Here is a 25,767-nt window from a genome sequence, read left to right as displayed (position 1 = left end):
ATTCCACAGAACGGTCGGGAAGTGTCCACGCGCGTTGACCGCCCTGCGGATGCGCGAATTGAGGCTTTCGACGCTGTTGGTCGTGCAGATCACGCCGCGGATTTCCTTGTCGAAGGCCAGGAACGGCACGAACTCGGCCCACGCGTTCTCCCACAGTTTGATGATCGCCGGGTAGCGCTGTTCCCATTTCTCGGCGAACGCGGCGAACGCGTCCAGCGCCGCGGACTCACTGGCCGCGGTGTAGACCAGCTTGAGGTCTTTGGCGATCGCGGCCCAGTCCCTCTTCGAGGCGTAGCGGAAACTGTTGCGCAGCAAGTGAATAACGCAGGTCTGGGTGATCGCGGCCGGCCACACGTTGGCGATGGCGTCGGGCAGCCCCTTCAGACCGTCGCACACCACGATGCAGACGTCTTGGACCCCTCTGTTCTTGATCTCCGACAAGACCCGCAGCCAATACTTGGACCCCTCCCCGTCGCCGTGCTCACCGGCCCACAGCCCCAGCACGTCGCGGGTGCCATCCACGGTGACACCCAGCGCGGTGTAGATCGGCCGGTTGGCCACGTTGCCCTCACGGATCTTGACGTTGATCGCGTCGATGAACACCACCGGATACACCGCATCCAGCGGCCGGTTCTGCCACTCGCTCATGCCCTCGATCACCCGGTCGGTGATCGTGGAGATGGTCTGCTTGGACACCTGCGCGCCGTACACCTCGGCCAGGTGCGCGCAGATCTCGCCATGGGTCAATCCCTTGGCCGACAACGAGATCACCAGCGACTCAATCCCGGACAGCCGGCGCTGGCGCTTGCGCACGATCTGCGGCTCGAACGTGCCCTCGCGGTCCCGCGGCATCTCGACCTCGACCGGCCCGATGTCGGTGAGCACGGTCTTGGGGCGGCTGCCGTTGCGGGAGTTGCCGCCGTCACGGCCGGCCGGGTCATGTTTGGCGTAGCCGAGATGCTCATCGAGCTCGCCCTCGGCTGCGGACTCGATGATCGTCTTGGTCAGCTGGGCCAGCAGCCCGCCCTCGCCGGTCAGCTGCAGCCCCTGCGAGCGGGCCCGATCCACCAACTGCCCGACCAGTTGCTGGTCCAGGTCGTCCAGCCGCACCACGGCCTCCTCGTCGGCCGACTCAACGACGGTGTCACCGATAATCACATCAGTCACAGTGCTCTCCTTCTTCCTCAGGAGTTACACCGTTTAACTTACAGACCCCTCGTGGCCGCAGGCACCCCTTCGACCGTTTGCGGCTGCGGCAGATGCCGACGTTGTTGGGGGGCGTTATCCGACGGGCCGGCGCTGCGATGCAGTTCACCGCGGGCGGTGGCCGGGCGGGTGCGGGTGCGGGGGTGTGGTCGAGGTCGGTGTGTTGGGCCACCAGCTGGCTTGGCGTAGGAGTGTGGCGATGGCGGGGACGGTGAGGGTGCGCACGAGGAAGGTGTCGAGCAGCAGTCCGCAGCCGATGATGAATCCGGCTTGGACCATGATGGCCACCGAGCCGACCATCAGGCCAAACATGCTGGCGGCGAAGATGAGTCCCGCTGAGGTGATGACCGAGCCGGTGTTGGCAACGGTACGTAGTACGCCGACGCGGATATTGCGTCCTGATTCTTCACGCAGCCGCGACACGAGAAGCATGTTGTAGTCGGCGCCGACCGCGACCAGGATGATGAATGCCACCAGGGGCACCGGCCAGGCGATGGGATAGCCCAGCCCCCATTGGAATAGAAGCACGCCGATGCCCAGTGCGGCGAGGTAGTTGAGCACCACGGTGCCCAGCAGGTAGAGCGGGGCCAGCACAGCGCGCAGCAGCAGTACCAGGATGAGCCCGACGATGAGCAGGGTAGCGATGGCCAGTTGGGCGAAGTCGGCGCGCAGCAGGCGTTGGATGTCGGAGTTGACGGCGGGAAAGCCGGCGACTGACACGGTGGCGTGGGCTAACGCGGTGTTGGGCCGGGCGGCGTTGGCGATGTCGGTGATCTGGTGGGCAAGGTGGATTGCTTCGGCGCTGTAGGGGTCGAAATTGGATTCGATGGCAAAGCGCGCGGCTTTACCGTCGGGGGAGACAAATTGCTTTGCCACGTCGGCGAATTGGCGGTTTTCGAAGACATCGGCGGGTAGGTAGAAGCCGCTGGAGGAATCTGAGCGGGCGCTGGCCCGGGCTGAGTTTTGCAGTTGGATGGCGATCTGGCTCATCCCGGAAAGCATGTCGATGTTGCTGTCGGCCAGGGTGTGCACGCCGGTCGCCAGCGCTTGGGCGCCCGAGGCAAGCTGGCCGACGCCGTCCTGGAGGCGCCGTATGTTGCCGGCAAGGTCGGCGGGGTCCCCGAGGGTTCCGAAGGCTTTGTCCAGTGCGCCGACGGCTGACTGGACGTTGATGAGGGTGCCGGTGACGGTGGCATTGGTGGCGGGGTTGTAGCGGTCGCCGAGATCGGCGACCTCGGTGAAGAACCCATTGTCACGCAGGCTCACCAGAATCTGGACTTGGTCACGGATCTGGGTGCACTGCGTTGTGGTGGCACACCACGGGGAGCTGTTGAGGGCACCGGCGAGGGGGTCGAGGACGGCGATGGCGTTTTGAGCTTGGTCGGCCATAGGCCGCAGCCCGGGGCCGGATTGGATGGCTTGATCGACGGCGGGGGCGGTGGCCGAAAGCTGTTGCAGCAAAGGCCGCAACTGCTGGGCCGGGGTGCCGGCAGACTGGGCCTGGGTGAGTATTCCGGTTAGCGGAGTCAGGGCGGTGCGCAGGGTGGTGTCGAGTTGGGCCAGGCCCTCCGCGAGTTGGCCGGCGCCGTTGGTGAGTTTGGTGAGGTCGTCTTTTCGGGTGTTGCCGTCGGCGACGGCGCGGGCCATCTTGTCGCCGATCTGAGCGTTTTGCCATGAAAGTTGGGCTTGCTCGAGGCGGGTTCCGGTGGGGCGGGTGACTCCGGATACTTTGGTGACGCCGGGGATTTGCGCGATGCGGGAGGCCATTTCGTCGAGGTCGGCCAGCCCCTTTCCAGTGCGCATGTCGGTCGGGTTTTCCACGAGCAGGAATTCGGTGACGATGCTGTCTTTGCGGAAGTGGCGGTCCAGCAGGCGGTAGCCCTGGTTGCTGGCGGTGCCGGCCGGCTGGCCTTTGCGGTCGTCGTAGCTGATCTTCATGGTCGCCGCGACCGCGGTCAGGGCCAGCAGGATGACCAGGCTGGTGATCAACAGCGGTACCGGCCGGCGGACCACCGCGACTGCAACGCTGTTCCAGTAGCGCCGGGTGCGGTCAGATTTGGGTTCGCCGATGCCTCTTTTGGCGGCCAGCGCCAGCACCGGCGGCAGCAGCGTGATGGTGGCTGCGAACCCGACCAGTACGGCGACCGCGCAGGCCGGACCGAGGGCGGCGAACACGCTCAGGTGGGCGAACACCATGGTCAAGAAGGCGAACGCCACGGTGGCCGCCGAGGCCATGATCACCCGGCCGATGCTGGCGGTGGCGGCGATGACGGCTTGATCGGCGGGAACCTGGGCGCGGCGCTGCTCGTGGTATCGGCTGATCAGAAACACCGTGTAGTCGGTGCCCGCGCCGAGCAGGATTGCGGTCATAAACGCCACAGTGAACTGGGAGACAGGCATGCCGATTTCGCCGAGCGCGGACAGTACACCGCGCCCAACGGCCAGGCTTATCCCGATCACCAGCAGCGGCAGCAGGGCGGTGAACACCGACCGGTAGACGATCAGCAAGATCAACGCGATCAGCCCGGCCGTTGCGATCGAGATCAGCAGTAGATCGTGCTCGGCAGAGGAGATCATGTCACTGAACGTCGTCGGCGGACCCGTCACATACGCGGTGGTCGACGAGCCCGCGAACACCTCTGCGACGAGGGCGCGCACCGCCTGCACCGATGCGGCCGCGGTGGGATCGCCCAACGTGCCGGCCACACCCACCGGCAGGTACCACGCCTTGCCGTCGCGGCTGACCGCCTGAGACGCGGTGACCGGATCGGCCAGCAAGTCTTTCACCAGCAAGATATGGCCGGTGTCGGCGCGCAGCCGCGCCAGCAGCTGGTCGTAGCGCTGCCGCGCCGAAGGCGTCAACCCCGCGGGGTCTTCCATCGCAACGAACACCACCGTCTTGGAACCCTGTTCACCGAAGGCCGCGCTCATCCGGTCCACTGTTTGCAACGACGGAACGTCTCGCGGGAGAAGGTTCACCGATTGCTCACGCACCACCGTCTCCAGCTGGGGAAACAGCATCGCCAGCAGCACGGCCGTACCCAGCCACGCCCCGATCGCCAGCGCTTTGTGCCGAACGGTGAACCCGGCCAGGGCCGCTAACCGCCTGCTGTATTCGCGTGGCCTCGCCACATCGGCAGGCGGTGCGGGACGCGACAAAAGCGCAGGCCCCGCACCCGAGCCCGTTGAAGGAGCGTCGGTCATGTATTCCCCCGTAGCGAGACTATCGGTATCGCTACGCTACTAGAAGTAGCGCAGCATGCAAGGTGGAGACGCCGTGAGCGGTCGCGAGGCCACGATCCACCCATCCGGGAGGGCTGATGTGCAGTCCAGAAATGCTGCCGGCCGGTTGATCCATAGAGCGAAGTGCCTGGCTAGACGGCCTCGCGGTTTATCCTACCGACCATGCCCAGCGAATCTATGCGAATGTCGTTTCGCCGGCACATGCGCGAACAAGTGTTGGACGCTGCGCGGGCCCTGACGATCGAGAAGGGCTGGGAGCGAGTACGGGTGAGTGAAGTCGCCGAGCTGGTGGGTGTCTCTCGTCCGACGCTGTACAAGGAGTTCACCGACAAGAAAGGACTCGGCGACGCGCTGATCGTCCGCGAAGGCGAGCAATTCTTGGATGGCGTTCGCGCGGTGCTCGAAGAGCATGCCCGCGACGCCGGTGCAGGCATCATGGCCGCCGTCCGCTACACCCTGGACGAGGCGGAGTCCAGCCCGTTGCTGAAAGCGGTACTGACCTCCAACCGGGGGACCGACGCCGGGCCCGGGTCGCCCGACACCGGGGTATTGCCGCTGCTGCCGACATCGGCGTCGCTGCTCGAGTTGTCCTCGGCAACGATGATCAAGTGGTTCATCGGCCATTTCCCGGGGCTCGACGCCCAGGATGTACGGGATGTCGTCGACGCCTTGGTCCGGCTGACCGTCAGCCACCTGGTATTGCCCACTGACGACGCCGCAGCCACAGCGGGGCGTATTTCGCAGGTCGCGTTGCGGTATCTGCGACTGGACTACCCATCTGTGACAGATTGAGCCGAACTGTCTGAAGCTTGACATTTAACCGATCCCTGTAAATGATTCGGGGTATCACCGGTTAGGCGCAGTCACGCGAGAACTGCCAGCGGTCGATGGCGATCTGTGTGTTCAGAGGAGTGCGAAGGAATGCTCATGACTGGGTTGTTGCACGCTCCGGTCGATAAGGCCCGCGAGCGCTTGTCGTCGGTGATTTTGGTTCCGGCCCCCCGCCGCGTCGAGGACGGCTGGCGCGAGCTGAGCCGGCGGTGGCCGGTGCGCGATTTGGCGGCTCCACCGGCTGGCAGCGGTCTCAAGCCGGTTCCTGGTGACCCTGGGCTGCCTTTCGTTGGGCACACCTTGGACTACATCCGCTTTGGTTGCGAACTCGGCCGCGAACGCTATGCCCGGCTTGGGCCTGTGACCTGGATGGGAGCTTTCGGCACCAAGATGGTGGTTATCGCCGGACCGGAGGCCACCCAGCAAGCATTGACCAGCAACGCCAAGGCGTTCTCGCAAGACGGCTGGAGCTTCCTCATCGATGCGTTTTTTCATCGCGGACTGATGTTGATGAGCTTCGATGAACACCGGATGCACCGGCGCATCATGCAAGAGGCGTTCACCCGGCCCCGGCTGGCCGGATACGTCAAACAGGTCGCCCCGTGCGTGCGCGCCACCGTTCCGGCCTGGCCGACCGGGCCATCGACTCGCCTGTATCGCCTGCTGAAGAACCTGACACTCGACGTCGCCACCGATGTGTTCATGGGCGGCCGCGGCAAGGATGAAAGCGAGGCGGTCAACCGGGCTTTCATCGCGACCGTCCGCGCTGCTAGCGCCATCGTCCGCGCGCCGCTGCCCGGCACCCGGTATCGGGCCGGGATCCGTGGTCGACGGGTCCTGGAAAACTATTTCACCCGTCACCTGCCCCAGGCTCGCTCCGGAGGCAGCGACGACTTGTTCACCGCGCTGTGTCAGGCCCGCACAGAAGACGGCGAACAGTTCACCGACGCCGACGTCATCAACCACATGATCTTTTTGATGATGGCTGCCCACGACACCTCGACCATCACCACCACCGCCGTCGCCTACTACCTGGCTAAACATCCCGATTGGCAGGACCGGGTGCGCGCCCAATCCGACGTCTTCGGCGACAAGGTTCTCGATATCGACGATTTGGAGGGCTTGACCGACCTCGACCTCGTCATCAAGGAGTCGCTGCGCCTTCTCGCCCCGGTGCCTCTGGTGATGCGCAAGACCGTCGAAGACACCGCCATTGCCGGCTACTACATCCCGGCCGGCACCCTGGTGGCCATCACTCCGGCGGTCAACCACTTCGTCACCGACGTCTGGACCGAGCCCGACCGCTTCGATCCCCTGCGCTTCGACTCACAGCGGCGCGAGGACAACGCGCACCGTTTCGCCTGGATCCCCTTCGGCGGAGGCGCCCACAAATGCATCGGGATGCATTTCGGCATGCTCGAAGTCAAGGCCATCCTGCACCAAATGCTGCGCACCTACACCTGGAGTGTGCGGCCCGACTACACCGCCAGGTGGGACAACACCTCGCTGCCCATCCCCGTCGACGGCCTTCCCGTCGACTTGCGCAGGCGATGAGCACGCAGGTGACAGTTCCACGCCCGCACTGTCTCTTGGCGGGCCGATATTGTCCCTAGCTCATTTCGACACGATTCTTCCCGGGCTGGCGTCGGCGCGAAATCCGCTGCGGTACAGGCAAACGTAGCCGCACAGCCGCCAGGCGATTCTGACGCCGAACTGATTTTTGACAGCGAATCTCGACAGGCTCGACAGCAGAAAGGCTTCTTGATGAACCTCAACTCGCCCTGGCGCACTTCAGAACTCGACGCAGTCCGCGAGCTGGCTGCCAAGTTCTGCGCCACTGAACTCGCACCTCACCGGGAGCGGTTCGCCCAACAGCACCACGTTGACCGGGCGTTGTGGCAGCGCGCCGGAGATCTCGGCCTGCTGTGTATGTCGATACCGGTCGAATACGGCGGTGGCGGCGGAACTTTCGCCCACGAAGCAGTATTACTCGAAGAGCAAGCCCGCATCGCTGACAGCTCGTGGGGCGCGGGCCTGCACAGCGGCATCGTCGCGCACTACGTCCTTCAGTATGCCCAAGAAGAATTAAAGCAGCGCTGGCTGCCTAAAATGGCTTCCGGCGAACTTATCGGTGCGATCGCGATGACCGAGCCCGGCACCGGCTCCGATCTGCAGAATATCACCACGCGAGCAGTAGCGGAGGGCGACGACTATGTGATCAGTGGCTCCAAAACTTTTATCACCAACGGTCAACAAGCTGACCTCGTAATCGTCGTCGCCAAAACTGATCCAAATCACGGAGCCAGCGGCATCTCGTTGATCGTCGTGGAGGCCGACCGGCCCGGGTTCCGCCGCGGGCACGTCTTGAACAAGATCGGCCAGCACGGCCAAGACACCTCCGAACTGTTTTTCGACGCGGTGCGCGTGCCCAAGTCCCACCTGCTCGGCGAAACCGAAGGTCAGGGTTTCATCCAGCTGATGACTCAGCTGCCACAGGAGCGGTTGATCGTCGCAGTCGGTGCCGTCGCCGCCATGGAGACGGCGTTGCAGCACACCTTGCGTTACACCCACGAACGAGAAGCGTTCGGCCGCAATCTGTTCAGCTTTCAGAATACCAAGTTCACGTTGGCTGAAGCCGCCACCGAAACCCGCATCGCGCGTGTCTTCCTCGACCACTGCATCTGTTTGCATCTCCACGGCAAGCTCGATGTGCAAACCGTAGCGATGGCGAAGTGGTGGACGACAGAACACGCGATGACCGTCATCGATAACTGCTTGCAGCTGCATGGCGGCTACGGATACATGAACGACTACCCGATTTCTCGTCTCTGGGTCGACCAGAGAGTCCAGAAAATCTACGCCGGAACTAACGAAATCATGAAAGAGATCATCGCGCGATCCCTGTAGCCTGAACTACCTTGCGTCCCCGCAAATCGCCATGCCGACTACCCTCTCAGCGACCACCGCGTCGCGCTGAGAAGGTCATGACCCGAAGTGGCGGTACCCGCGCTCACGTCACGAGATTTCCTCAACGCTTGGGGCGGATGATCGCTGACCTACACCGGCCCAGACTTCACCCATCGGCTGACGGCTCGCAACTGAACGTGCCGCTTGCACAGTCTATTTCGACTCGGAAAGCCTCCCCCGCGGCACGAGGTGCCTCACCTAAAAGTGAGCGCGAAGCGGTCGCTGGTGCCTCACACATAGTGAGCGCGTAGGAGGCCTGCACTACCTCGCCTTGGCCAATCGGTTGATTGACGGTTGTAATGCTTGCAGGTCGATGTGGCGGGCGGCGGCCAGGGCCTCGGTCTTGGCTTTGGCCAGGTCCAGCAGCTGCATCTGGATGGTGTTGATCTGGCGGGTCAGATCGGCCGGGTTGGTGCCTTCGATGCGGGTTGCAACGTTCGAAAGCTGTTGCGCATCAAGGACGCCCGATGCCCGCAGACGCTGCCACGGGGTGGCCGGCTTATCGTAGACGCGCTTACGGCGACCGGCCGCGGTGGTGGTGTAGCCGACGGCCTTTCTGGTCGGGGTGAAGAAATTCAGGCGCAGCGACACCAGCTCCCATAACCGGTTGAGCAGCTGCAACTCGCCGGGGGTGTCGTAGCGCCAGTAGAAGGCGTGCTTGTCAGTTACGTGGAATCTGGCTGCAGTGAGGATCAGCTCACTGCGGTACGACCACGAACTGAGGAGACCTGTTGGGCACGGTAGTGCTGGCGGAGAAGTGGCCGGTCCTCGGCCGACACGAGCAGGCGGTCATCTGGCTGCGCATGTGGGCCGATCTTGGGCGTGCGTCCCGGACGATGGACGCCTACGCACGGGGGCTGGCGGAGTACCTGGAGATGTGCGAGCGGGTGGGAGTCGATCCGCTCGGCGCTGACCGGTCCCATATCGCAAGCTATGTAAGGGAATTGGGCGACCGGCCGAGCCGTCGGGGTGCGAACGTGGTCTCGATCGACTCGGGCGCGGGGTTGGCCAACGCCACGCTGCAGCAGCGGATGGTTCCCGTGAGGTTGTTTTACGACTTCCTGGTCGAGGAGGGCGTGCGTGAGTCCAACCCGGTCGGCCGTGGTCGCTACACGGCCCGCAATCGTGGCGGCGCAGGCCATCAGCGTGGCTTGATTCCCCGGTTGACCAAGCTGCCGTGGATTCCCACCGAATCGCAATGGCTGTCGCTGCTGGCGGTGGCCGCCGGGGAGCCGGCCCGCAACCGGGTGATGCTCGCGCTCGCCTATGACGCCGCGCTGCGGCGCGAGGAGCTGTGCTCCCTGCGCACCGATGATGTCGACCCGGCTCACCGGACTCTGCAGATCCGGGCGGAAACGACGAAGAACCGGTTGGAACGGGTGGTGCCCTACTCGGCGCCTACGGGGATACTGCTGTCAGGCTATCTGGCCCACCGAGCGACGCTTTCCCGCGCTCGTGGGCCGTTGTTCTTGTCGGAGTCCCGGCGGAATAGGGCTGCGCCGCTGAGCCTGTGGACGTGGTCGAAGGTCGTCAGGCGGCTGGCGTTGGCGGCCGATCTGCCGCAGTTCTCCACCCATACGACTCGGCACTTGTGCCTGACCGACCTGGCGCGCATGGGCTGGGAGCTGCATGCGATCGCGACATTCGCCGGTCACCGTTCGACAGATTCCACTCTGGCCTATATCCACCTGTCCGGCCGTGATCTTGCCGACAAGCTCAGTCGCGGGATGGAGCAGATTCATGGTTGGCGGGTCCGCACATTGGCCCGGCTCGGCGAACCAGAATCGGGGGTGGTCGAGCAGTGACTGCAGAGTCGTCGGCGGCCGCCACGGTCATAGTTCCCGCGTGGTCCTGGCTGGTCGGCACCGCGCAATTTGATCGCTCCGCGACGCTGTCGATCGCCGAGCGGGCCGCGCTGGACACCCTCGGCTGGGACGTGCGTCACTGGCCGCAGTACTGGAAGGACCCGCGGCTGCGGCGGTGGCGAGCTGTTCACCGACTGGTGCTTCCACTGGCTCAGGCGGTGGAACGCCTTGAGGTAGCTGATGGCTGGTACCACCGCCGGTCGGCCCGAGACGCCGTCGCGGTGATCCTGTCGGGCTGCGCCACGCTCGGGGCCAGCTTCTGGGCCTGGGACGGGCCAACCTGGGCCGGCGTTCTGGGGATCAACGGAAAAGCTTTCCTGGAAACGTATCCGCGATGGGCACACACGTCGGCAAGGTCCTACGCCATCGCCATGGCTTACTTGTTTGGGTTCACCGAACTGCACTTACTGGGCAACGTCGACCGCGGCGCGGTCGCTCGGAAAGTGTTCGGCAGAAACGCCGTCGACCAAGCGGTAGAACAAGTCGCCTCGGTACTGCACGGATGGGGCCAGCGGTCACCAAAAGTGAGCGTGCGGACCGCGAGCCTGGTCTGCCATGCGATGCTGCTCAACCGCAGCCCGCTGCTGGCCGACCTGTCCGAAGACGCGCTGCGGGCACTGCGGACGAACATGTCGGTCCCGTACTCGTTGCGCCAGAACGTCCACAGCCTGCACCGGGCGCTGGCGGCGCTCGGGTATGTTGATCCGCCGCGACCGCCCAGGCGGCTGACTCTGGCGCCGGCCGAGGGCGTGGACCCGGTCTGGGCGGACTGGGTGGTGCGTTGGTACGACACCTCGACTCTTCCATCATCGGGCAGGAAGGGCCGACGCAACCAGATGCTGCGGATGGGACGCTGGCTGGCTGCCGAGCATCCCGAGGTCCAGGAGCCGGGCCAGTGGACGCGAGAGCTGTGCGCGGCCTGGGTCGCCGCTGTCGACCGCCTGCGTATCGGCGACTACACCCAAAACGACGACTCCCTACGAGATCGGATCGGGGAGCCGTTGATGCCGCGCACGAAGAGTAGCCTGCTCGCCGGGGCTCGCCAGCTCTTTCGCGACTGCCAGGAGTGGGGTTGGATCTCCCGACGGTTCGATCCCGCTCGCGTGCTGGCCACCCCGCGCAGCATCCGCGCACTCATCGGCCCCGACCCGCGCGTGATCGCCGACGATGTCTGGGCCAAGCTGCTGTGGGCAGGCCTCAACTTGGAGCACAGCGACGTCTACGCCAACCCGGTCGGCCGTATGTATCCGATCGAGCTTCTCCGGGCATTGGCACTGACCTGGCTGTTCGGTGGACTGCGCAGCGACGAGATCGTCCGACTGCGGGTCGGATGCGTGCGTTGGCAACGTGAAGACGTCGCCCTGCCCGGCGACACCGACCAAACGCTGGACAAGGATGCGGTCTGTTTACTGGATGTCCCGGTGCACAAGACCGGGACCGCGTTCACCAAACCGGTCGACCCGATCCTGGGGCAGGCCATCGCAGCATGGGAGGCCGTCCGGCCGACCCAGCCCGCTGTCCTTGACCGCAAGACCAGCGAACGGGTGCACCCGCTGTTCTCCTACCGCGCACAAGGAATCGGTAGGCAATACCTGAACATCCGCGTCATCCCCGCCCTCTGCACCAAAGCGGGTGTGCCGACCGCCGACGTCCGCGGCAACATCACCAGCCACCGGGCCCGCTCCACCATCGCCAGCCAGCTCTACAACGCCAAAGAGCCCATGACCCTGTTCGAGCTGCAAGCATGGCTTGGTCACCGAAGTCCCTCTGCCACTCAGCATTACGCCAAGATCGCCCCAACTACGTTGGCGAAGGCATACAGCGACGCCGGGTACTTCGCTCGCAACGTCCGCACCATCGAGGTCCTCGTGGACCGCGACGCCGTCGTCTCCGGGGCCGCGGCGACCGGCGAGCCCTGGCAGTACTACGACCTCGGCCACGGCTACTGCACCTACAGCTTCTTCGAGCAATGCAGACACCGAATGGCCTGCGCCCGTTGCGATTTCTACACTCCGAAGGCCTCCAGCAAGGCGCAATTGCTGGAGGCCAAGGAAAACCTCCAGCGCATGCTGGCCAGTGTCCCGCTGACCGACGACGAACAAGCGGCGGTCGACGAGGGACAGAGCGCGCTCGACCGCCTATTGGAACGACTGATCGACGTCGCCACACCCGATGAGACAACCCCACGCGAGATCGGTATCCCAGCGACCGCCACCCTGCTACCGATCACCGCAGTCAACCAGGGCAAATAGGGACCGAACTTGATGACAAATCAGATTCCACATAATGCGCACCACATGGTTGTTCTTGGACTCCACATGGGCCTGGTCGTTCTTCTGGTAGGGCCGCGAGCGGGTCTGGGTGATGTCGCGGTCCTGCAACCAGTCGGCGACCTCGTGGTTGATGAACTCACCGCCGCAGTCCGAGTCGAAGGTCACCATGGGAAACGGGAACCGCGCCCGCAACTCCTCGATGCCGGCGGTGATCCACTTGGAGGCGTTGTTGCGGATCGAGTAGTTTTCGGTCCAGCCGATGACGACGTCGGTCATGGTCAGGGTGCGGGCGAACTCGCCGATCAGCGTCGGGCCGCAGTGCGCCACAGTGTCAGCCTCGATCACCCCCGGAGTCTCGGGCGCCTCGTCGGAGCAGGTGCGGATGGTGATCGAATTACGCAGCAGCGGTGAGGGTTTCGTCGTCGAGATGCCCTTGATGCGCATCGCATCCCGGGCCGGTTTGAGGTAGCGGTCCACGGTGGCCGCGCTCATTGTCTTCAGCTCGGCCAAGGCCGCTTCGGTGGCGAACGGCTTGTCGAGGTCACCGGCGGCCGCCAGCAGCGGTAGCCACAGCTCGGCCATGACCACCAGGTACTTGCCGCACGGCATGCCCATCAAGGCCCACACGTGCTCCAAAAGCGCCCTGGCGTCGTCGCTGAAGCCCCGCGCCCGCAGGGTGCGCCCATCGACCTGCTCAGCCGGGTCCGCCAGCGCAGGACCGGTCAGCATCCGCCGGGCCGTCGAGCGGCCCATCCCGGTGGTGGACACCACCCGGTCCAGGATCTTGGTCTTGTCCGCTTTCGACGCCTTGCGATACCGACCTCGCAATTTGTTCGTCACCTGCCGTCTCGCGGCCATATCGATCTTGCCCTCCATACCGGGCAAGCCTCTCGGGCTACGCGCTCAAAATTGGTGAGGCACCGCCGTCGCCCACGCGCTCAAAGTAGGTGAGGCACGCCGCGGCATTGACTGTGACCTGCATCATGCTACAATGACCAGTGGTCATTACTTTTGACGGGTCGCGACAAGGAGGTGGGATGCCGACGGTTACGTGGGCGCGTGTCGATCCGGCCCGTCGCGCAGCCGTGATAGAGGCGGCCGAAGCCGAGTTCGCGGCGCATGGGTTTTCAGGCGGCAGCCTGAACGTGATCGCGCGGCGTGCGCGAGTGGCCAAGGGCAGCCTCTTTCAGTATTTCGCTGACAAACGCGACTTGTACGCATTCGTCGCCGACGTGGCTAGCCAGCGGGTGCGGTCTTATCTGGAGGTCCGTATCCGCGAACTTGATCCGCGCCGACCGTTTTTCGACTTCCTGACCGACTTGCTCGACGACTGGATCGTCTATTTCGCTGAGCATCCTCGCGAGCGTGCGCTGCATGCCGCGGTGAGTTTGGAGGTCGATACCGACGCCCGCGTCAGTGTGCGGACCGTGGTTCACCGCCATTACCTGGAGGTGTTGCGGCCCTTGGTGCGCGACGCACATGTACGCGGGGACCTGCGCGCCGACGCCGACACCGATGCGCTGTTGTCGTTGCTGTTGCTGCTTTTCCCGCATCTGGCGCTCGCGCCGTACGTGCGCGGGATGGATCCGGTCCTCGGTCTCGACGAGCCCACACCTGAGCAGCCGCAGCTGGCGGTGCGGCGGCTGGTCGCGGTCCTGACGCACGCTTTCGCGTCGTTACCGTCGCCGCCGATGAGAGCCAAAGCTGCGGCCGGACGGGGGCTGTCCTATCCGGGAAGCGTTGCATCGAGATGAGTCCGAGGAGGAGGCCAGCATCAAGACACTGCGACAGTCCAACACGCAAGTTTCACAGCATGACAAGGAGGTCACTATCATGACACGAACGGGTTACGGCTCGCTGGCTGCGGGCGGACTTAACTGGGATAGCTTGCCGCTCAAGCTGTTCGCCGGGGGCAACGCGAAATTCTGGGATCCGGCCGACATCGACTTCTCCCGCGACCGCAAGGACTGGGAGTCGCTATCAGAGAGCGAACGCGATCTCGCGGTGCGGTTGTGTGCGGCGTTCCTCGCCGGTGAAGAGGCGGTCACACAGGACATCCAACCGTTCATGGCCGCGATGCGGGCCGAGGGCCGGCTGGGTGACGAGATGTATTTGACCCAGTTCGCTTTCGAGGAGGCTAAGCACACTCAGGGGTTCCGGTTATGGCTGGATGCCGTGGGGGTCACCGAGGATTTGCATGGTTATCACTCTCCGGCGTACCGGAAGATTTTCAATGAGGAGCTTTCGGAATCACTTGGCGATCTCGTCACGGATCCCTCGCCGGCCGCCCAGATTCGTGCGGCCACAACTTACAACCACATCGTCGAGGGGATGTTGGCGCTGACCGGATATTATGCCTGGCACAAGATCTGTGTGGACCGCGGCGTTCTTCCCGGTATGCAGGAGTTCATCGGACGCATCGGTGACGACGAGCGCCGCCACATGGCGTGGGGCACCTTCACCTGCCGGCGTCACATCGCCGCCGACGATGCCAACTGGTCGGTGTTCGAAGCACGCATGAACGAGTTGATCCCGTTGGGAGTTCAGATGATCGAAGAACTCCTGACACCCTACGGCGACCAGATCCCGTTCAACCTGACCGTGGAGGAGTTGACTCGTTATGCGACCGACAAGGGAATGCGCAGGTTGAGCACGATCGAGAGCGCGCGGGGGCGTCCGGTTGCCGACATCGATGTCGACTACACGCCGGTTCAGCTCGAAGACGACTTCGCCGATGAGGATCGCAAAGCCCTGGCCGGCACGTCGGCCTAACCGGCTGGGTGCCACGTTGGCAAGCGCCGGCTGGGCCAGTTAGCGCGGCCGGACTGGGGCAACGTATCGCTGCCCCAGTCCGGCGATGAGCAGCGACATCCGCATCGGTGGTGTCGTGATGTCTGGTCCGCCAAGCGCTTTGAGTGTCAAATATCGATTCAAGACGTCGGGCCTAGTTGAAAACGTCGCGAGTTGTTGATCCCTACGAGACGAGGTTGGGATGGCTGTTTTTGCTGATGAGGATGAGGTTTACACGTATCTGGGTGGGATTTTTAGGCGTGGGCTGGACAAGGAGGGGTTGGCTGACAAGCTGGCGGGTTCGGGGGTGGTGTTGCGGGTTCATTACACCGATCCGGATGCGGTGGTGACGGTGGATATGCCTAACAAGGTCGTCGAGACCGGTGCGTCGAGTGCGGCGGTGCCCAATGTGGAGTTGTTCATGTCGGCGGACATGGGAAACAGGTTTTGGTTGGGGAAGGTGAACTTGACGGTGGCGATGGCTAAGGGCACGGTGCGGGCCAAGGGTCCGGTGGCCAAGCTGGTCAAGCTGATACCGCAGGCCAAGAATCTGTTCCCGGAGTATCGGCTGATGTTGGAGGCCGCGCAGCGGCAGGACCTCATTGATGCGTGAGCCGCAGCGGTCGACTGGTCTGCTGAGCGGGGTGGTGTCGCGGTGAAATCGACGATGCAGGACGTTCAGTTGGGTGTCGCCGGGATCGTCGGGCATGCGGCGACGGTGCATGGTGAGCGGGAGGTGTTCACCGCGCGTGGTCCGGAGGAGATTTCTCGGGTGACGTATCGGGAGTTGGCGGTTCGGGCGGCTCGGCTGGCCAACGCGTTGCGTGAGATCGGTGTGCGCGGTGATGAGCGGGTCGCCACGTTGCAGTGGAGCAATCAGGAGCACCTGGACAGTTACGCCGCGGTGCCGTCGATGGGCGCGGTGCTGCACACGTTGAACCTGCGGCTGCCGCCGCAGCAGTTGGCGTGGATCGCCAACGATGCCGATGACCGGGTGGTCATCGTCGACGACACGGTGCTGGGCGTGCTGGCGGCGGCGCTGCCGACGATGGCCTCGGTGCACACGGTGCTGGTCACCGGTGAGGGTGATCTGGCGCTGCTGGAGGGTTGCGGGAAAACCGTGCTGCGCTACGAGGAGGTGGTGGCGGGCCAGCCGGAGACCTTCGACTGGCCCAGTGTTGACGAGCGCTCCGCCGCGGCGATGTGCTACACGAGCGGCACCACCGGTCACCCGAAAGGAGTGGTTTACAGTCACCGTTCGACGTGGCTGCATTCGCAGGCCGCCTGCACGGCGAACGCGTTGGGTATCGGCCATGACGACACGGTGCTGGCCATTGTGCCGATGTTTCACGCCAACGCCTGGGGGCTGCCCTATGCGGCGATGATGGCCGGCGCGCAGCTGGTGTTGCCGGATCGCTTCTTGCAGGCCGCGCCGCTGGTGGAGATGATCGAAGCGACGCGGACGACGATATCGGGTGCGGTGCCAACAATTTGGACCGACATCCTGCACTACCTGCGCAGCAATCCCGGCCATGACTTGAGTTCACTGAAGCTGGTGGCGTGCGGGGGATCTGCGGTGCCGCGGTCGCTGATGGCTGCGTTTGACGAGTTGGGCATCCGGATCGTGCAGGCGTGGGGCATGACAGAAACCTCGCCGCTGGCCTCGGTGGCCCTGCCGCGCCACACCGACCCCGCCGATACCGCGCAGCGACTGCGGGCGACGCAGGGTCGGGTGGTGGCCGGCGTGCAAGCCCGCATCGTTGACGACACGGGCGTCGAACAACCCTGGGACGGCGAGTCGGTCGGGGAGATCCAGGTGCGCGGGCCGTGGATCACCGAACGCTACTACGGCCAGGACACCGCAGCGGTTACTGCCGACGGGTGGCTGCCGACCGGTGATGTCGGCACGATCTCTGAGGATGCGTTCATCACGTTGACCGACCGGGCCAAAGACGTGATCAAGTCCGGCGGTGAATGGATTTCCTCGGTGGAACTGGAAAACGAATTGGCCGCGCACCCCGGGGTGCGCACCGCGGCGGTCATCGCGGTGCCCGACCCCAAATGGCAGGAACGGCCGTTGGCGGTGATCGTGCGTCACGCCGAGCACACCGCCACTGCTGGGGAACTGGCGGACTTCCTGCGCGACCGGGTGGCTAAGTGGTGGCTGCCGGAGCGGTGGACGTTCGTCCCCGAAATTCCGTTGACGTCGACCGGCAAGTTCGACAAAAAAACGCTCCGCCAGCAGCACACCGACTGCGCGTTCGTCATCGAGACCCTCGGTTGATCTTTTCCCGGCGATAAACCCGAAGCATCGATAAAACCGAAACATCAACGTGCAAGGAGTGAAACGGTGAAGACACGCGCAGCGATTCTGTGGGGCCTGGGCCAGAAATGGGAGGTCGAGGAGATTGAGCTCGATCCCCCCGGTCCCGACGAGGTGTTGGTCCGGCTGACCGCGACCGGGTTATGTCACTCCGATGAGCACCTGGTCACCGGCGACCTGCCGATACCGCTGCCGGTGGTGGGCGGACACGAAGGTGCCGGCACCGTGGCCGCGGTCGGGCCCGGCGTCGAGGATCTCGCAGAGGGCGATTCGGTCATTTTGACGTTCCTGCCCGCGTGCGGACGCTGCTCGTACTGTGCGCGCGGCATGGGCAACCTGTGCGAGATGGGTGCGGCGATCATGATGGGACCCCAGATTGATGGCACCTACCGCTTCCACGCCCGCGGCCAGGACATCGGTCAGATGTGTTTGTTGGGAACGTTTTCCGAGTACACCGTGGTGCCGCAAGCCTCACTGGTCAAAATCGACGCCGGAACCCCGCTGGACAAAGCAGCCTTGATCGGGTGCGGTGTCACGACCGGTTACGGGTCGGCGGTGCGCACCGGGGAGGTGCGCGCCGGGGACACCATGGTCGTGGTGGGGGCGGGCGGTATCGGCATGAACGCCATCCAGGGCGCCCGCATCGCCGGAGCGTTGACGATCGTCGCGGTCGACCCGGTCGCGTTCAAACGCGAGCAGGCCGCCCGCTTCGGCGCGACGCACACCGCCGCCACGATCGATCAGGCGTGGGCGTTGGTCAGCGATCTGACCCGAGGCAAACTCGCCGACGTGTGCGTGTTGACCACCGACGTGGCCGAGGCGTCCTACATCGGTGAGGCGCTGTCATTGGTGGGAAAGCGGGGCCGGGTGGTGGTGACCGCGATCGGGCACCCCGACGACACCTCGATGTCGGGATCGCTGCTGGAACTGACGTTGTACGAAAAGCAGATCCGCGGCGCGTTGTACGGGTCGTCCAACGCCGCCCACGACATCCCGCGGCTGGTCGAACTCTACAACGCCGGGCAACTCAAACTCGACGAGCTGATCACCCGGGAATACACCCTCGAGCAGGTCAACGAGGGATACGAGGACATGAGATCAGGCCGCAACATCCGAGGACTCATCCGATTCTGACGAGCGAAAGGCGCGAAAGGCTTTGGGCGCAGGACAGATCGCCTACCGGCACCGAATGGGTGGGCACTGCGGGTCGTCGGCGTTGCGTGATCTCACCGAGTGGGCCGAACTCGGCTGGGAATCTGAGCCGCCAACCGAGGGGCTGGTGTTCGCTCTCGGTGGTGTCGTGGGTTTCAGCTACATCCGCTGCGCCCGGTTGCGGCCGCAGATCTATCTGGTGGGGCGCGGAGGCGGGCTGGAAGAGGATTACCTGACCCGTATCGGCGCCGGGCTGCGGGTGGCCTCGACTGATGACGCCGACCTCGGTTGGGCGTGGGTGACCGGCGAGATCGACGCCGGCCGGCCGGTGATGGTGTGGGCCGACATCGCCGAGCTGCCCTATCTTCGGGTGCGGTTGAGCATGAGCCGCCACGATGTCGTGATCGTCGGCTACGACGACGATCATCAACTGGCCTATGTTGTCGACAACGACCGGGACACCATCCAAAGCGTTCCGTATGAGAACCTGCGGCGCGCCCGGTGCTCGACCGGGTTCCCGATGCCGACCCGTCACACCACCTATCTGATCGACTGGCCACGCCACGTTCCCGAACTGGCCGTGATCAGCGGGCCCGCGCTGGCAGCCAGCGCGGCGTCGATGCGCGGCGAGGCCGCCGGGCCGCCGCTTCTAAATTTCAACGACGCCGACCTGGCAGGGGCCGGGTTACCTGGTGTGCGGGTTTTCGCCGACGACGTGCGCTGCTGGCTTGACTATTTCGACGACGATGCGCTCGCCGAAGCACTGTTCGGGCTTGGCGCGTTCATCGAAAAGGCCGGTACCGGTGGCGGACTGTTCCGCCGCCTGCAAGCTCACGGCTGCCAGCACATCGCCGAGTTGCTGGACAACGACGCGGTCGCCATCGCGGCAGCAGCGGCCCGCGGAGCAGCCGACCTGTGGACCGCTGTCGCCGAGAAAGCCATGGACAACAGCCTTTCGGTGCGGGACCGCTGTGCTGCGGCGGCCCATCTAGCCGCCGGACTGCCCGAAGCCGAGCGGTGTCTTGCCGAGGCCTTGGACCACGCGGCGCGATCGCTGACAGGCCATATCGCGGCCGAGGCGAGGACAAAAGGCGCTCAGTGACCGACACATCCACCGGGCAGCACCCGAGTTTTCTGGCAACGACGGAGTTCCTGGACTGGCGCCACGACAATGTTCAGCGTTTCACCCGGGCGGCGATCGGCGACAGCCACGATCCGGTGACACGAGCCCAGCGCATCTTCGCCGCTGTCCGCGACACGATTTGGTACGACCCCTACAGTGTCGATGACGATCCCGGCCACTACCGCGCCAGCTACGTCGCCACCGCTACCCGCGCCTACTGCGTCCCCAAGGCAGTCCTGCTCACCGCGGCGGCCCGCGCCGCGGGTATACCCGCCCGCCTTGGGTTCGCCGACGTGCGCAACCACCTACAAACCGACACGCTGCGCGCCCGAATGGGCGGCACCGACCTATTCGTCTACCACGGCTACAGCGAGCTTTTCGTCAACAACCGCTGGGTCAAGGCGACACCGGCGTTCAACGCCGAACTGTGTGCCCGATTCGGTGTGCCCCCAATCGACTTTGACGGCGAACACGACGCACTGCTGCATGCCTTCGACAGCGAAGGCCACCAGCACATGGAATATCTTCATGACCGAGGCTGGTATCACGACCTGCCGTTCGCCGACATCGTCACCGAGCTCCGGCAACGCTACGGCCCGCTCATGCGTACAACCCCCGCCGAGCGCGACACCTTCACCCGATAAGCGGCAGCCGCCTGGCAGCGGGAATGAAAGTCGCTCACGTCAGAACATGCCGAAATGGGCTGCGGAACAGCGTAATTGAGTAGCAGATCCGTGTATCGGTGGTGGCGGCTTCGACGTCGGCGATCCGGTTATCGGCGTGTTTGTCTCTGGATGACGCTAGGCCCTTGGCGCGTCGGCCGGCTGCCCGATCTGCTGGGCGCCGTCGGCGTCGAACAACTCGGCCGCCCAGCGGCCCAGGACGTCGGCGCTGTCCCAGTCGTCAGGGTGAAACCCGGGGCGAGTGTAAGAACGGAAGCGTTGCACCGCCTCGGGGCTGAACATGGGGGACCGACGAAATGCCTTCAGGCTGGCCGTCATTCGTCTCGGATGATATGCAGCACGGTCAGCCGCCATAGACCGGAGCGTTTGGGCGATCAACTCGGTGAACAAAAGCAGCGAAGCGACGCGCATTCCCCAGACGCGGGTGCGTTCGGTGGCCCCGATCGTCCGCAAGACATCAAAAGCGACGGCCTTGTGCTCGGACTCCTCGAACGCATGCCACAGCAGGATCGGCCGGACCTCGGTGTCGCCGATCAGTTTCTGGGCTTCATCACTGGTCAAGATGATCTCGGCCAGTGTCGCGGTGTAGTGCTCAAGCGCGGCGGTGACAGCCAGGCGCATGACCGGGGAGAAGCGCTGCTCCAACCGGGCAACCAATTTTTTGATGTGCCGATCGATCCGGTCAGTCGGATAACCCATCGCCTGCAGCCGCTCGTTGAGCAGCCGATGCTGGTGCCGGTGGGTGGCCTCCTGTGCGATGAATCCCTTGACCGCCTCCTGAAGGTCAGGGTCGCTGATCTGGTCACGGTACTGGCGCACTGACCGAATAAAAAAGTCTTCTCCCTCGGGAAACGTTGCCGACAAGGTCGAAATAAAGTGGCTCATCACCAGCTCGCCGCCCACGAAATGCTGACGAGTGGTGCCCGAAGGCAATGCGAAACGGACCCGGCGGGCCTTCGGCAGCACCCGTGTTCTCGACGATATCGACGACTCGTTGCTCATCACGCTGCCCCTTGTTCGTAGTGGACGAATCTGACTTTACACCTTGTCAGATGTGGGTGCCAGACTATACGTGTGCGTTCGGTCCGGGTGTACAGCGGAGTGTCGGCCGAGCAGCGTCATCGCCGCCGCCGCGAGCGCTTGATCGATGCTGCCGTGGAGTTGATCGGCACCCGGGGCGTGACGGCGGCCACGGTGACGGCGGTGTGTGCGACCTCGGGGGTAACCTCGCGGTACTTCTATCAACACTTCACCGATCGGGACGAGCTGTTGCGGGCGGTCTACCAGCAGCTCTACGCCACCTTCCAGGAGGTGATTGTCCAAGCGATCCCCGACGCGGGCGCAACCCCCGACGTGTTGGCGCACGCTCCGATTCGCGCGCTGATCACGATGATCGAAAACGACCGGCGGCTGGGCCGGATTTTGTTTGTCGAATCGGCAACCGAGCCGCTGCTACGTGAGTTGCGCAGCCAACTCATGGCTGGATTCGCCGACCTCGTGCTGCGCGAGGCTAGAGTGCGCCTCGATATTCCCGACTCCGCAGTGAGCGTCGCCCATCTGGCGTCGACCCTGGGGGTGGGCGGGCTGTTCGAGGTGCTGCGCCGCTGGCTCGACGACGAACTCGACTTCAGCACCGACGAACTCGTCGCCCACTGCGCAGGCTTCCTCGGAAGCCTCGGCGCCTACGTGCTGTCACTCAATACCAGTGAGACGACGCCGGCAGCCGCTCACCGTCGCGCCGGCGGCGCAGCGGCAGGCGACTCGCCGTGGGGATGGCTTCAGCGGGCAGCGTCACGACGTTGCCGCAATGGTGCGGTCCAGAAAGTCCGCGACTGCCGCGGTGAAGGCGTCGTTGTCGTCGCCGGCGACCATGTGGGCCGTGCCCGAGACGTCCACTGTCTGGGCGTGCGGTACGACCTGCAGGAATTCATCGACCGATTGCGGCGATGTGACGTCGGAGAGCACACCGCGCACCAGCAGCGTCGGCGCCTGTACGCGGCGGGCTCCGTCGACCAGCAGGTCGGTGATGGCGTTGAACTCCTCGGCGCCGGCCGCGGGATCGCCGCGCAGGACGTGGAAGTTGGAGGTCACGAAAGCCGGGTCCCATCGCCAGATCCACCGATTGTCCTCGCGTGGCCGTAACACTTTGCGGAGTCCGTTCAGACTGCGCGGCCGTGCGCGGTGTGGGTTGTATTCGGCGATGACGTCGGCCGCCTCGTCGAGGCTGCCGAATCCATCAGGGTGGGCGGCCATGAACGACACGACACGGCGTGCTCTGTCGAACTCCATGCGCGGGGTGATGTCGACCAGGGTTACTGCGGCCCACAGGTCTGCGGCTGCGAGTCGGTGTGCCCCGAGGACGGTCATGCCGCCCAGAGACGCACCCACCACCGCTACGGGGCGGTCGCTTGACGCTTGCGCACGTACGGCCAGTAGATCCGACGCCAGCACGTCGAGATCGTAGTGTCCGGTGGGATCCCAGGCGCTGTCTCCATGACCACGGGCGTCATAGGCGATGACGGTGTAGCCAGCTTCGTGTAACTCGTGCGCGGTGGCCGCCCAAGCCTGGCGGTTTTGACCTCCGCCGTGTAGCAGGAGGACGACAGCGGGGGAATCGTGATGCCGGTAGCAATCCGCGGCAAGCGTGACACCGTCGCTGCCGTTGAAGTGCGTGAGCGTCATCGGCGCAGCCGTGCGAATCGGGCAGCTAGAGCCGCGAGGGGAACGGTGACTTTCGCGCTCACGCCGACCCGGTCGTTGGGCGCACCACGGTTACGATTCCTTGGGCGGCGCACACTGCGCTCCCGTCGTTGCTGATGTCGATTCTGGCGACCCCGCTACGCTTTCCCAGCGCGATGATCTCGGCCACGGCGACGCACACGCGGTGTGACACGGGCGCAAGCCGGTTCAGCTTGAAACCCCGTGGTCGCGACCCATGATCCGGCCGGGATGACTGGATAGAACACCACACCCAGGCAGTGGTCGACCATCGCGGTCGGGCATCCGCCGAGCAGATTGCCGAACGCAGTCAACAGGTCAGCGCGGGCGTCCATCTCCACCACCAGTCGCCCGGCGGTGAACTCGGTGTGGCGAAAACCCAGATAACCGGATAGCCCTTCCACGACCGCCGAAGCGTTCTGCAGTTGTTCGGCAATGGCCGGGTCGACCTGCGCAAACTGCACGGTCAGCGCTCTCGATCGGCGTCGGAGTCAATCGTCATGACTTAAGACACTACTCACGGTTTGTTGCATGTGTCGCCAGACTCGGCGGTGGAAAGCAACGACGGCAGCAGGAAACGGCGTAGGAAGGTGTTCAGGCCGTCGGGACTGCGCTGGCGGGGGCCGCGCACCGCGATCAGACTGAGGATGACGCGCAGAATCCACTCGGCGGCGTCGTCAACTGACATCCCCGACCCTAGTTGATCCCACCGCTCTTTGAAGACTGGTCGTAGGAATTCGGCGACGAGGTCGAATAGTGCCACCGACGTGCCTTCGGCCAACCCGACACCGGCTAAATCGTCGTCGCTGCCGAACAACACACCGATGATCGGCTCGCGTTGAGCCGCCCGTACCGTTACTTCGACGAAATCGACGATCGCCGAACCTAAATCGGCATGTTCAGCGATGCGCGGAGCAATGCTTCGCAGGTAGCGTTCGGTTGTCCGCAGGATGACACCGGACATGACGGACTCGCGATTGGAGAAGTAGCGGTACACCGTGGCGCGCGAGACCCCGGTACGCCCCGCGAGGTCCTCCATGGTGGTGCCCGATTGCCCCCTTATCCCGCAAGCAGTCTTCGGCGGCGTCGAGCAGCCGATCCGTGGCCACCGCGCGGGTGGCCGCAGACGCCTGACCCCGACGCGATGGTGTCCTCGCCACGATGCCCTCACCCTGACTCGAACCGACTAGCGACGTAACGAAAGCGAATTGGCGACCCTCCCGCTTTTCGGATGCGACATTATCAGTCTTCTGTCGCATTGCCACAGACTCCGGCCACACCGACAAGGCCCGCGGCGATGCCGCAACGAGGCGCGTGCCCAATGCCGTCGCCTTGGGTCACGGTCGTCGGGCTGTTGATGACAATGCCAGATTGGCCAGTATCCGCCGGGTGGCTCGAGTGATGCGGTCGCGGGTCTGTGACGCCGAGGCCCGTCGGCCGATGAAAGCGGTCAAATTCGCCAGCCAGATGTCGGCGATGACCCCGGCGACACGTCGATCGAGAAGGCTGGGCGTGCCGCCGGCGAGGGTGCGCGCCAGGAGATCTTCGATGACCCCGGCGGCCTCGTTCACCACGTCAGCCGCGGTGCTGTCGGTGACCCGGAAAGCCTTGACCATGGCTTCGGTAAGCAGCGGATCGCGCTGCCAGCGGTCGTGCAGATAGGCGCTGAGCCGGTCGAGTCGCTGCGCGGGCGTAGCGGCGCCGGCCGTCCAGTGCCAGCCTGCCTCCACACGGTGAAATTGACGCGTCAGCGCGACGGCCAGCAGGTAATTCTTCGACGGAACGTAGCGATACAACGTGCCCACGGCCATGCCGGCATGTTTGGCAACTGCCCGCATTTGCACGGCGTCGTAGCCGCCCACCGACGCCAATCTCACCGCCTCATCCAGCAACGCTTCCCATCGCTCCCCGGCCAGGTGCGGTGCGGCGCTCACGCCGCGCGCAGGCGACGCAGTGGCGCCAAATTTCTTCGTGGCGGGGTGAGCGCGCAAGTCGGGTGAGCTCATCGAGCCAGGCCGTTTCGGGACACCCCATCGCGGCCGAATTGCTCCAGCAGGCCACCAAAACCGGACACGTCACCGTGAGCAGCGAAATGTGCGGCGTCGACCACCACGAACACCGCATCGGCGGTGAAGCGGATGATCCCATCGCCGCCGACGCCAGCGGCTCTGACGTGCAACGCGCGGCCCTGTCGCATCTCAATGTGGGCCGTGATCCGATGAGGCTGGTTCAGTGGAACCGGCAGCAAGTACTCGACGGTCAGGCGGCGAGTGACTGCCGGCGCTCCAATGAGCCACGGCGTAAAACCCAGCACGTCGTCGCACGCCGCAGCAACAGCACCACCGTGGGCAAGCCCGGGAGCGCCGACGTGGCGGTCGGTGAACGTCACATCGGCGTATACCGAATCGCCACTGCGATGTGCCACCAAATGCAGGCCATGCGGATTCTGCGGCCCACAACCCAAACATGTCGAAGTGTGGTAGGGCAGCAATTGCGGGACCGACACCGGCAAGTCGCCGGGCGCGCTACCCTCGTCGACCAAGCGATCAGACAAACTAACGGCCTTTCGCTACCATCGGTTTCGCTACGATAC

At 64.6% G+C, this 25,767-nt stretch carries 20 protein-coding genes and 3 pseudogenes; 13 read left to right on the top strand and 10 right to left on the bottom strand.

The annotated features are described in order from the left end of the window. Positions 1-12: 12 nt before the first annotated feature. Both BN4346_RS31380 and BN4346_RS31375 read right to left on the bottom strand, forming a co-directional pair. Positions 13-1,104 (bottom strand): annotated as a pseudogene (locus BN4346_RS31380) (IS256 family transposase); the annotation flags it as partial. Between the two features lie 207 nt (positions 1,105-1,311). Further along, complete coding sequence (locus BN4346_RS31375; protein ID WP_078058533.1) at positions 1,312-4,410, bottom strand: MMPL/RND family transporter; 3,099 nt, start codon at positions 4,408-4,410, stop codon at positions 1,312-1,314. Positions 4,411-4,650: 240 nt separating this feature from the next. On the opposite strand from BN4346_RS31375, the gene BN4346_RS31370 reads away from it, so the two are divergent. The 3 genes from BN4346_RS31370 (at position 4,651) to BN4346_RS31360 (ending at position 8,187) form a co-directional block, all read left to right on the top strand. Further along, positions 4,651-5,241 carry a TetR/AcrR family transcriptional regulator gene (locus BN4346_RS31370; protein ID WP_067971106.1) on the top strand — a complete coding sequence of 197 codons (591 nt, stop codon included), beginning with the start codon at positions 4,651-4,653 and terminating at the stop codon, positions 5,239-5,241. Between the two features lie 135 nt (positions 5,242-5,376). Continuing rightward, positions 5,377-6,834 (top strand): cytochrome P450, encoded by a 1,458-nt coding sequence (locus BN4346_RS31365; protein ID WP_067971104.1) that lies wholly within the window; start codon positions 5,377-5,379, stop codon positions 6,832-6,834. A 210-nt stretch (positions 6,835-7,044) separates the two neighbouring features. Beyond that, a complete protein-coding gene (locus BN4346_RS31360; protein WP_208863226.1) occupies positions 7,045-8,187 on the top strand; it encodes an acyl-CoA dehydrogenase family protein in 1,143 nt (380 codons plus the stop codon). 321 nt (positions 8,188-8,508) lie between these two features. On the opposite strand, the gene BN4346_RS31355 is transcribed toward BN4346_RS31360, so the two are convergent. Further along, positions 8,509-8,838: a transposase gene (locus BN4346_RS31355; protein ID WP_235653588.1), complete on the bottom strand. Its 330-nt coding sequence runs from the start codon at positions 8,836-8,838 to the stop codon at positions 8,509-8,511. Between the two features lie 140 nt (positions 8,839-8,978). Here BN4346_RS31355 and BN4346_RS31350 point away from each other — a divergent pair, with 140 nt between their 5' ends. Both BN4346_RS31350 and BN4346_RS31345 read left to right on the top strand, forming a co-directional pair. Next, a complete protein-coding gene (locus BN4346_RS31350; protein WP_067970576.1) occupies positions 8,979-10,052 on the top strand; it encodes a tyrosine-type recombinase/integrase in 1,074 nt (357 codons plus the stop codon). Further along, a complete protein-coding gene (locus tag BN4346_RS31345) occupies positions 10,049-12,364 on the top strand; it encodes a tyrosine-type recombinase/integrase (RefSeq protein WP_096867490.1) in 2,316 nt (771 codons plus the stop codon). Before BN4346_RS31350 ends, BN4346_RS31345 begins: the two co-directional genes overlap by 4 nt. On the opposite strand, the gene BN4346_RS31340 is transcribed toward BN4346_RS31345, so the two are convergent. Further along, entirely contained in the window at positions 12,332-13,225 is an 894-nt protein-coding gene (locus BN4346_RS31340; protein ID WP_235653587.1) for an integrase catalytic domain-containing protein, read from the bottom strand. The genes BN4346_RS31345 and BN4346_RS31340 overlap by 33 nt on opposite strands. Positions 13,226-13,422: 197 nt before the next feature. On the opposite strand from BN4346_RS31340, the gene BN4346_RS31335 reads away from it, so the two are divergent. The 7 genes from BN4346_RS31335 to BN4346_RS31305 all read left to right on the top strand — a co-directional run bounded on the left by BN4346_RS31335 (position 13,423) and on the right by BN4346_RS31305 (position 20,417). Next, positions 13,423-14,139, top strand: coding sequence for a TetR/AcrR family transcriptional regulator (locus tag BN4346_RS31335; protein ID WP_067970574.1), 717 nt, complete (start codon positions 13,423-13,425; stop codon positions 14,137-14,139). Positions 14,140-14,167: 28 nt separating this feature from the next. After that, positions 14,168-15,157 (top strand): R2-like ligand-binding oxidase, encoded by a 990-nt coding sequence (locus BN4346_RS31330; RefSeq protein ID WP_268811493.1) that lies wholly within the window; start codon positions 14,168-14,170, stop codon positions 15,155-15,157. 220 nt (positions 15,158-15,377) lie between these two features. Continuing rightward, a complete protein-coding gene (locus BN4346_RS31325; RefSeq protein ID WP_067970572.1) occupies positions 15,378-15,788 on the top strand; it encodes an SCP2 sterol-binding domain-containing protein in 411 nt (136 codons plus the stop codon). A gap of 54 nt (positions 15,789-15,842) precedes the next feature. Beyond that, the gene (locus BN4346_RS31320; protein WP_067970570.1) at positions 15,843-17,459 is read left to right on the top strand and encodes a long-chain fatty acid--CoA ligase; all 1,617 of its coding nucleotides are present in this window, start codon (positions 15,843-15,845) and stop codon (positions 17,457-17,459) included. 66 nt (positions 17,460-17,525) lie between these two features. Further along, on the top strand, positions 17,526-18,632 hold the full coding sequence (locus BN4346_RS31315) for an NDMA-dependent alcohol dehydrogenase (RefSeq protein ID WP_067970568.1): 1,107 nt from the start codon (positions 17,526-17,528) through the stop codon (positions 18,630-18,632). 55 nt (positions 18,633-18,687) lie between these two features. Then, entirely contained in the window at positions 18,688-19,752 is a 1,065-nt protein-coding gene (locus tag BN4346_RS31310) for a BtrH N-terminal domain-containing protein (protein WP_067970566.1), read from the top strand. Continuing rightward, a complete protein-coding gene (locus BN4346_RS31305) occupies positions 19,749-20,417 on the top strand; it encodes a transglutaminase-like domain-containing protein (RefSeq protein ID WP_067970564.1) in 669 nt (222 codons plus the stop codon). The genes BN4346_RS31310 and BN4346_RS31305 overlap by 4 nt, the downstream gene beginning before the upstream one ends. Positions 20,418-20,573: 156 nt before the next feature. Here BN4346_RS31305 and BN4346_RS31300 read toward each other — a convergent pair whose 3' ends face one another. Continuing rightward, entirely contained in the window at positions 20,574-21,458 is an 885-nt protein-coding gene (locus BN4346_RS31300; RefSeq protein ID WP_067970562.1) for a metal-dependent hydrolase, read from the bottom strand. 72 nt (positions 21,459-21,530) lie between these two features. On the opposite strand from BN4346_RS31300, the pseudogene BN4346_RS31295 reads away from it, so the two are divergent. Further along, positions 21,531-22,184: pseudogene (locus BN4346_RS31295) on the top strand (TetR/AcrR family transcriptional regulator); the annotation flags it as partial. Positions 22,185-22,247: 63 nt separating this feature from the next. Here the strand turns inward: BN4346_RS31295 and BN4346_RS31290 are convergent. From BN4346_RS31290 to BN4346_RS31270, 5 genes and pseudogenes are all read right to left on the bottom strand, one after another. After that, on the bottom strand, positions 22,248-23,138 hold the full coding sequence (locus tag BN4346_RS31290; RefSeq protein ID WP_067970557.1) for an alpha/beta fold hydrolase: 891 nt from the start codon (positions 23,136-23,138) through the stop codon (positions 22,248-22,250). Between the two features lie 58 nt (positions 23,139-23,196). Then, positions 23,197-23,638, bottom strand: a pseudogene (locus tag BN4346_RS31285) (PaaI family thioesterase). A gap of 53 nt (positions 23,639-23,691) precedes the next feature. Beyond that, the gene (locus BN4346_RS31280; RefSeq protein ID WP_067970555.1) at positions 23,692-24,213 is read right to left on the bottom strand and encodes a TetR/AcrR family transcriptional regulator; all 522 of its coding nucleotides are present in this window, start codon (positions 24,211-24,213) and stop codon (positions 23,692-23,694) included. A gap of 298 nt (positions 24,214-24,511) precedes the next feature. Next, positions 24,512-25,180, bottom strand: coding sequence for a TetR family transcriptional regulator (locus BN4346_RS31275; RefSeq protein ID WP_067970553.1), 669 nt, complete (start codon positions 25,178-25,180; stop codon positions 24,512-24,514). Beyond that, on the bottom strand, positions 25,177-25,686 hold the full coding sequence (locus BN4346_RS31270) for a PaaI family thioesterase (protein WP_067971098.1): 510 nt from the start codon (positions 25,684-25,686) through the stop codon (positions 25,177-25,179). The genes BN4346_RS31275 and BN4346_RS31270 overlap by 4 nt, the downstream gene beginning before the upstream one ends. Between the last annotated feature and the right edge of the window lie 81 nt (positions 25,687-25,767).

Origin of the sequence: Mycolicibacter icosiumassiliensis, assembly GCF_900078685.2 — a bacterium.
Taxonomy (GTDB): domain Bacteria; phylum Actinomycetota; class Actinomycetes; order Mycobacteriales; family Mycobacteriaceae; genus Mycobacterium; species Mycobacterium icosiumassiliensis.
The sequence above is the reverse complement of the archived record's forward strand: the minus strand, read 5'-3'. Positions and strand labels throughout refer to the sequence as shown.

Excerpts from the sequence above, each read along its gene's own strand:
- BN4346_RS31280 (WP_067970555.1), bottom strand. The coding sequence starts at position 24,213 with ATGGAGGACCTCGCGGGGCGTACCGGGGTCTCGCGCGCCACGGTGTAC.
- BN4346_RS31290 (WP_067970557.1), bottom strand. The coding sequence starts at position 23,138 with ATGACGCTCACGCACTTCAACGGCAGCGACGGTGTCACGCTTGCCGCG.
- BN4346_RS31375 (WP_078058533.1), bottom strand. The coding sequence starts at position 4,410 with ATGACCGACGCTCCTTCAACGGGCTCGGGTGCGGGGCCTGCGCTTTTG.
- BN4346_RS31360 (WP_208863226.1), top strand. The coding sequence starts at position 7,045 with ATGAACCTCAACTCGCCCTGGCGCACTTCAGAACTCGACGCAGTCCGC.
- BN4346_RS31300 (WP_067970562.1), bottom strand. The coding sequence starts at position 21,458 with ATGAGCAACGAGTCGTCGATATCGTCGAGAACACGGGTGCTGCCGAAG.
- BN4346_RS31370 (WP_067971106.1), top strand. The coding sequence starts at position 4,651 with ATGCGCGAACAAGTGTTGGACGCTGCGCGGGCCCTGACGATCGAGAAG.
- BN4346_RS31325 (WP_067970572.1), top strand. The coding sequence starts at position 15,378 with ATGGCTGTTTTTGCTGATGAGGATGAGGTTTACACGTATCTGGGTGGG.
- BN4346_RS31365 (WP_067971104.1), top strand. The coding sequence starts at position 5,377 with ATGACTGGGTTGTTGCACGCTCCGGTCGATAAGGCCCGCGAGCGCTTG.
- BN4346_RS31320 (WP_067970570.1), top strand. The coding sequence starts at position 15,843 with ATGCAGGACGTTCAGTTGGGTGTCGCCGGGATCGTCGGGCATGCGGCG.
- BN4346_RS31335 (WP_067970574.1), top strand. The coding sequence starts at position 13,423 with ATGCCGACGGTTACGTGGGCGCGTGTCGATCCGGCCCGTCGCGCAGCC.
- BN4346_RS31310 (WP_067970566.1), top strand. The coding sequence starts at position 18,688 with ATGGGTGGGCACTGCGGGTCGTCGGCGTTGCGTGATCTCACCGAGTGG.
- BN4346_RS31275 (WP_067970553.1), bottom strand. The coding sequence starts at position 25,180 with ATGAGCTCACCCGACTTGCGCGCTCACCCCGCCACGAAGAAATTTGGC.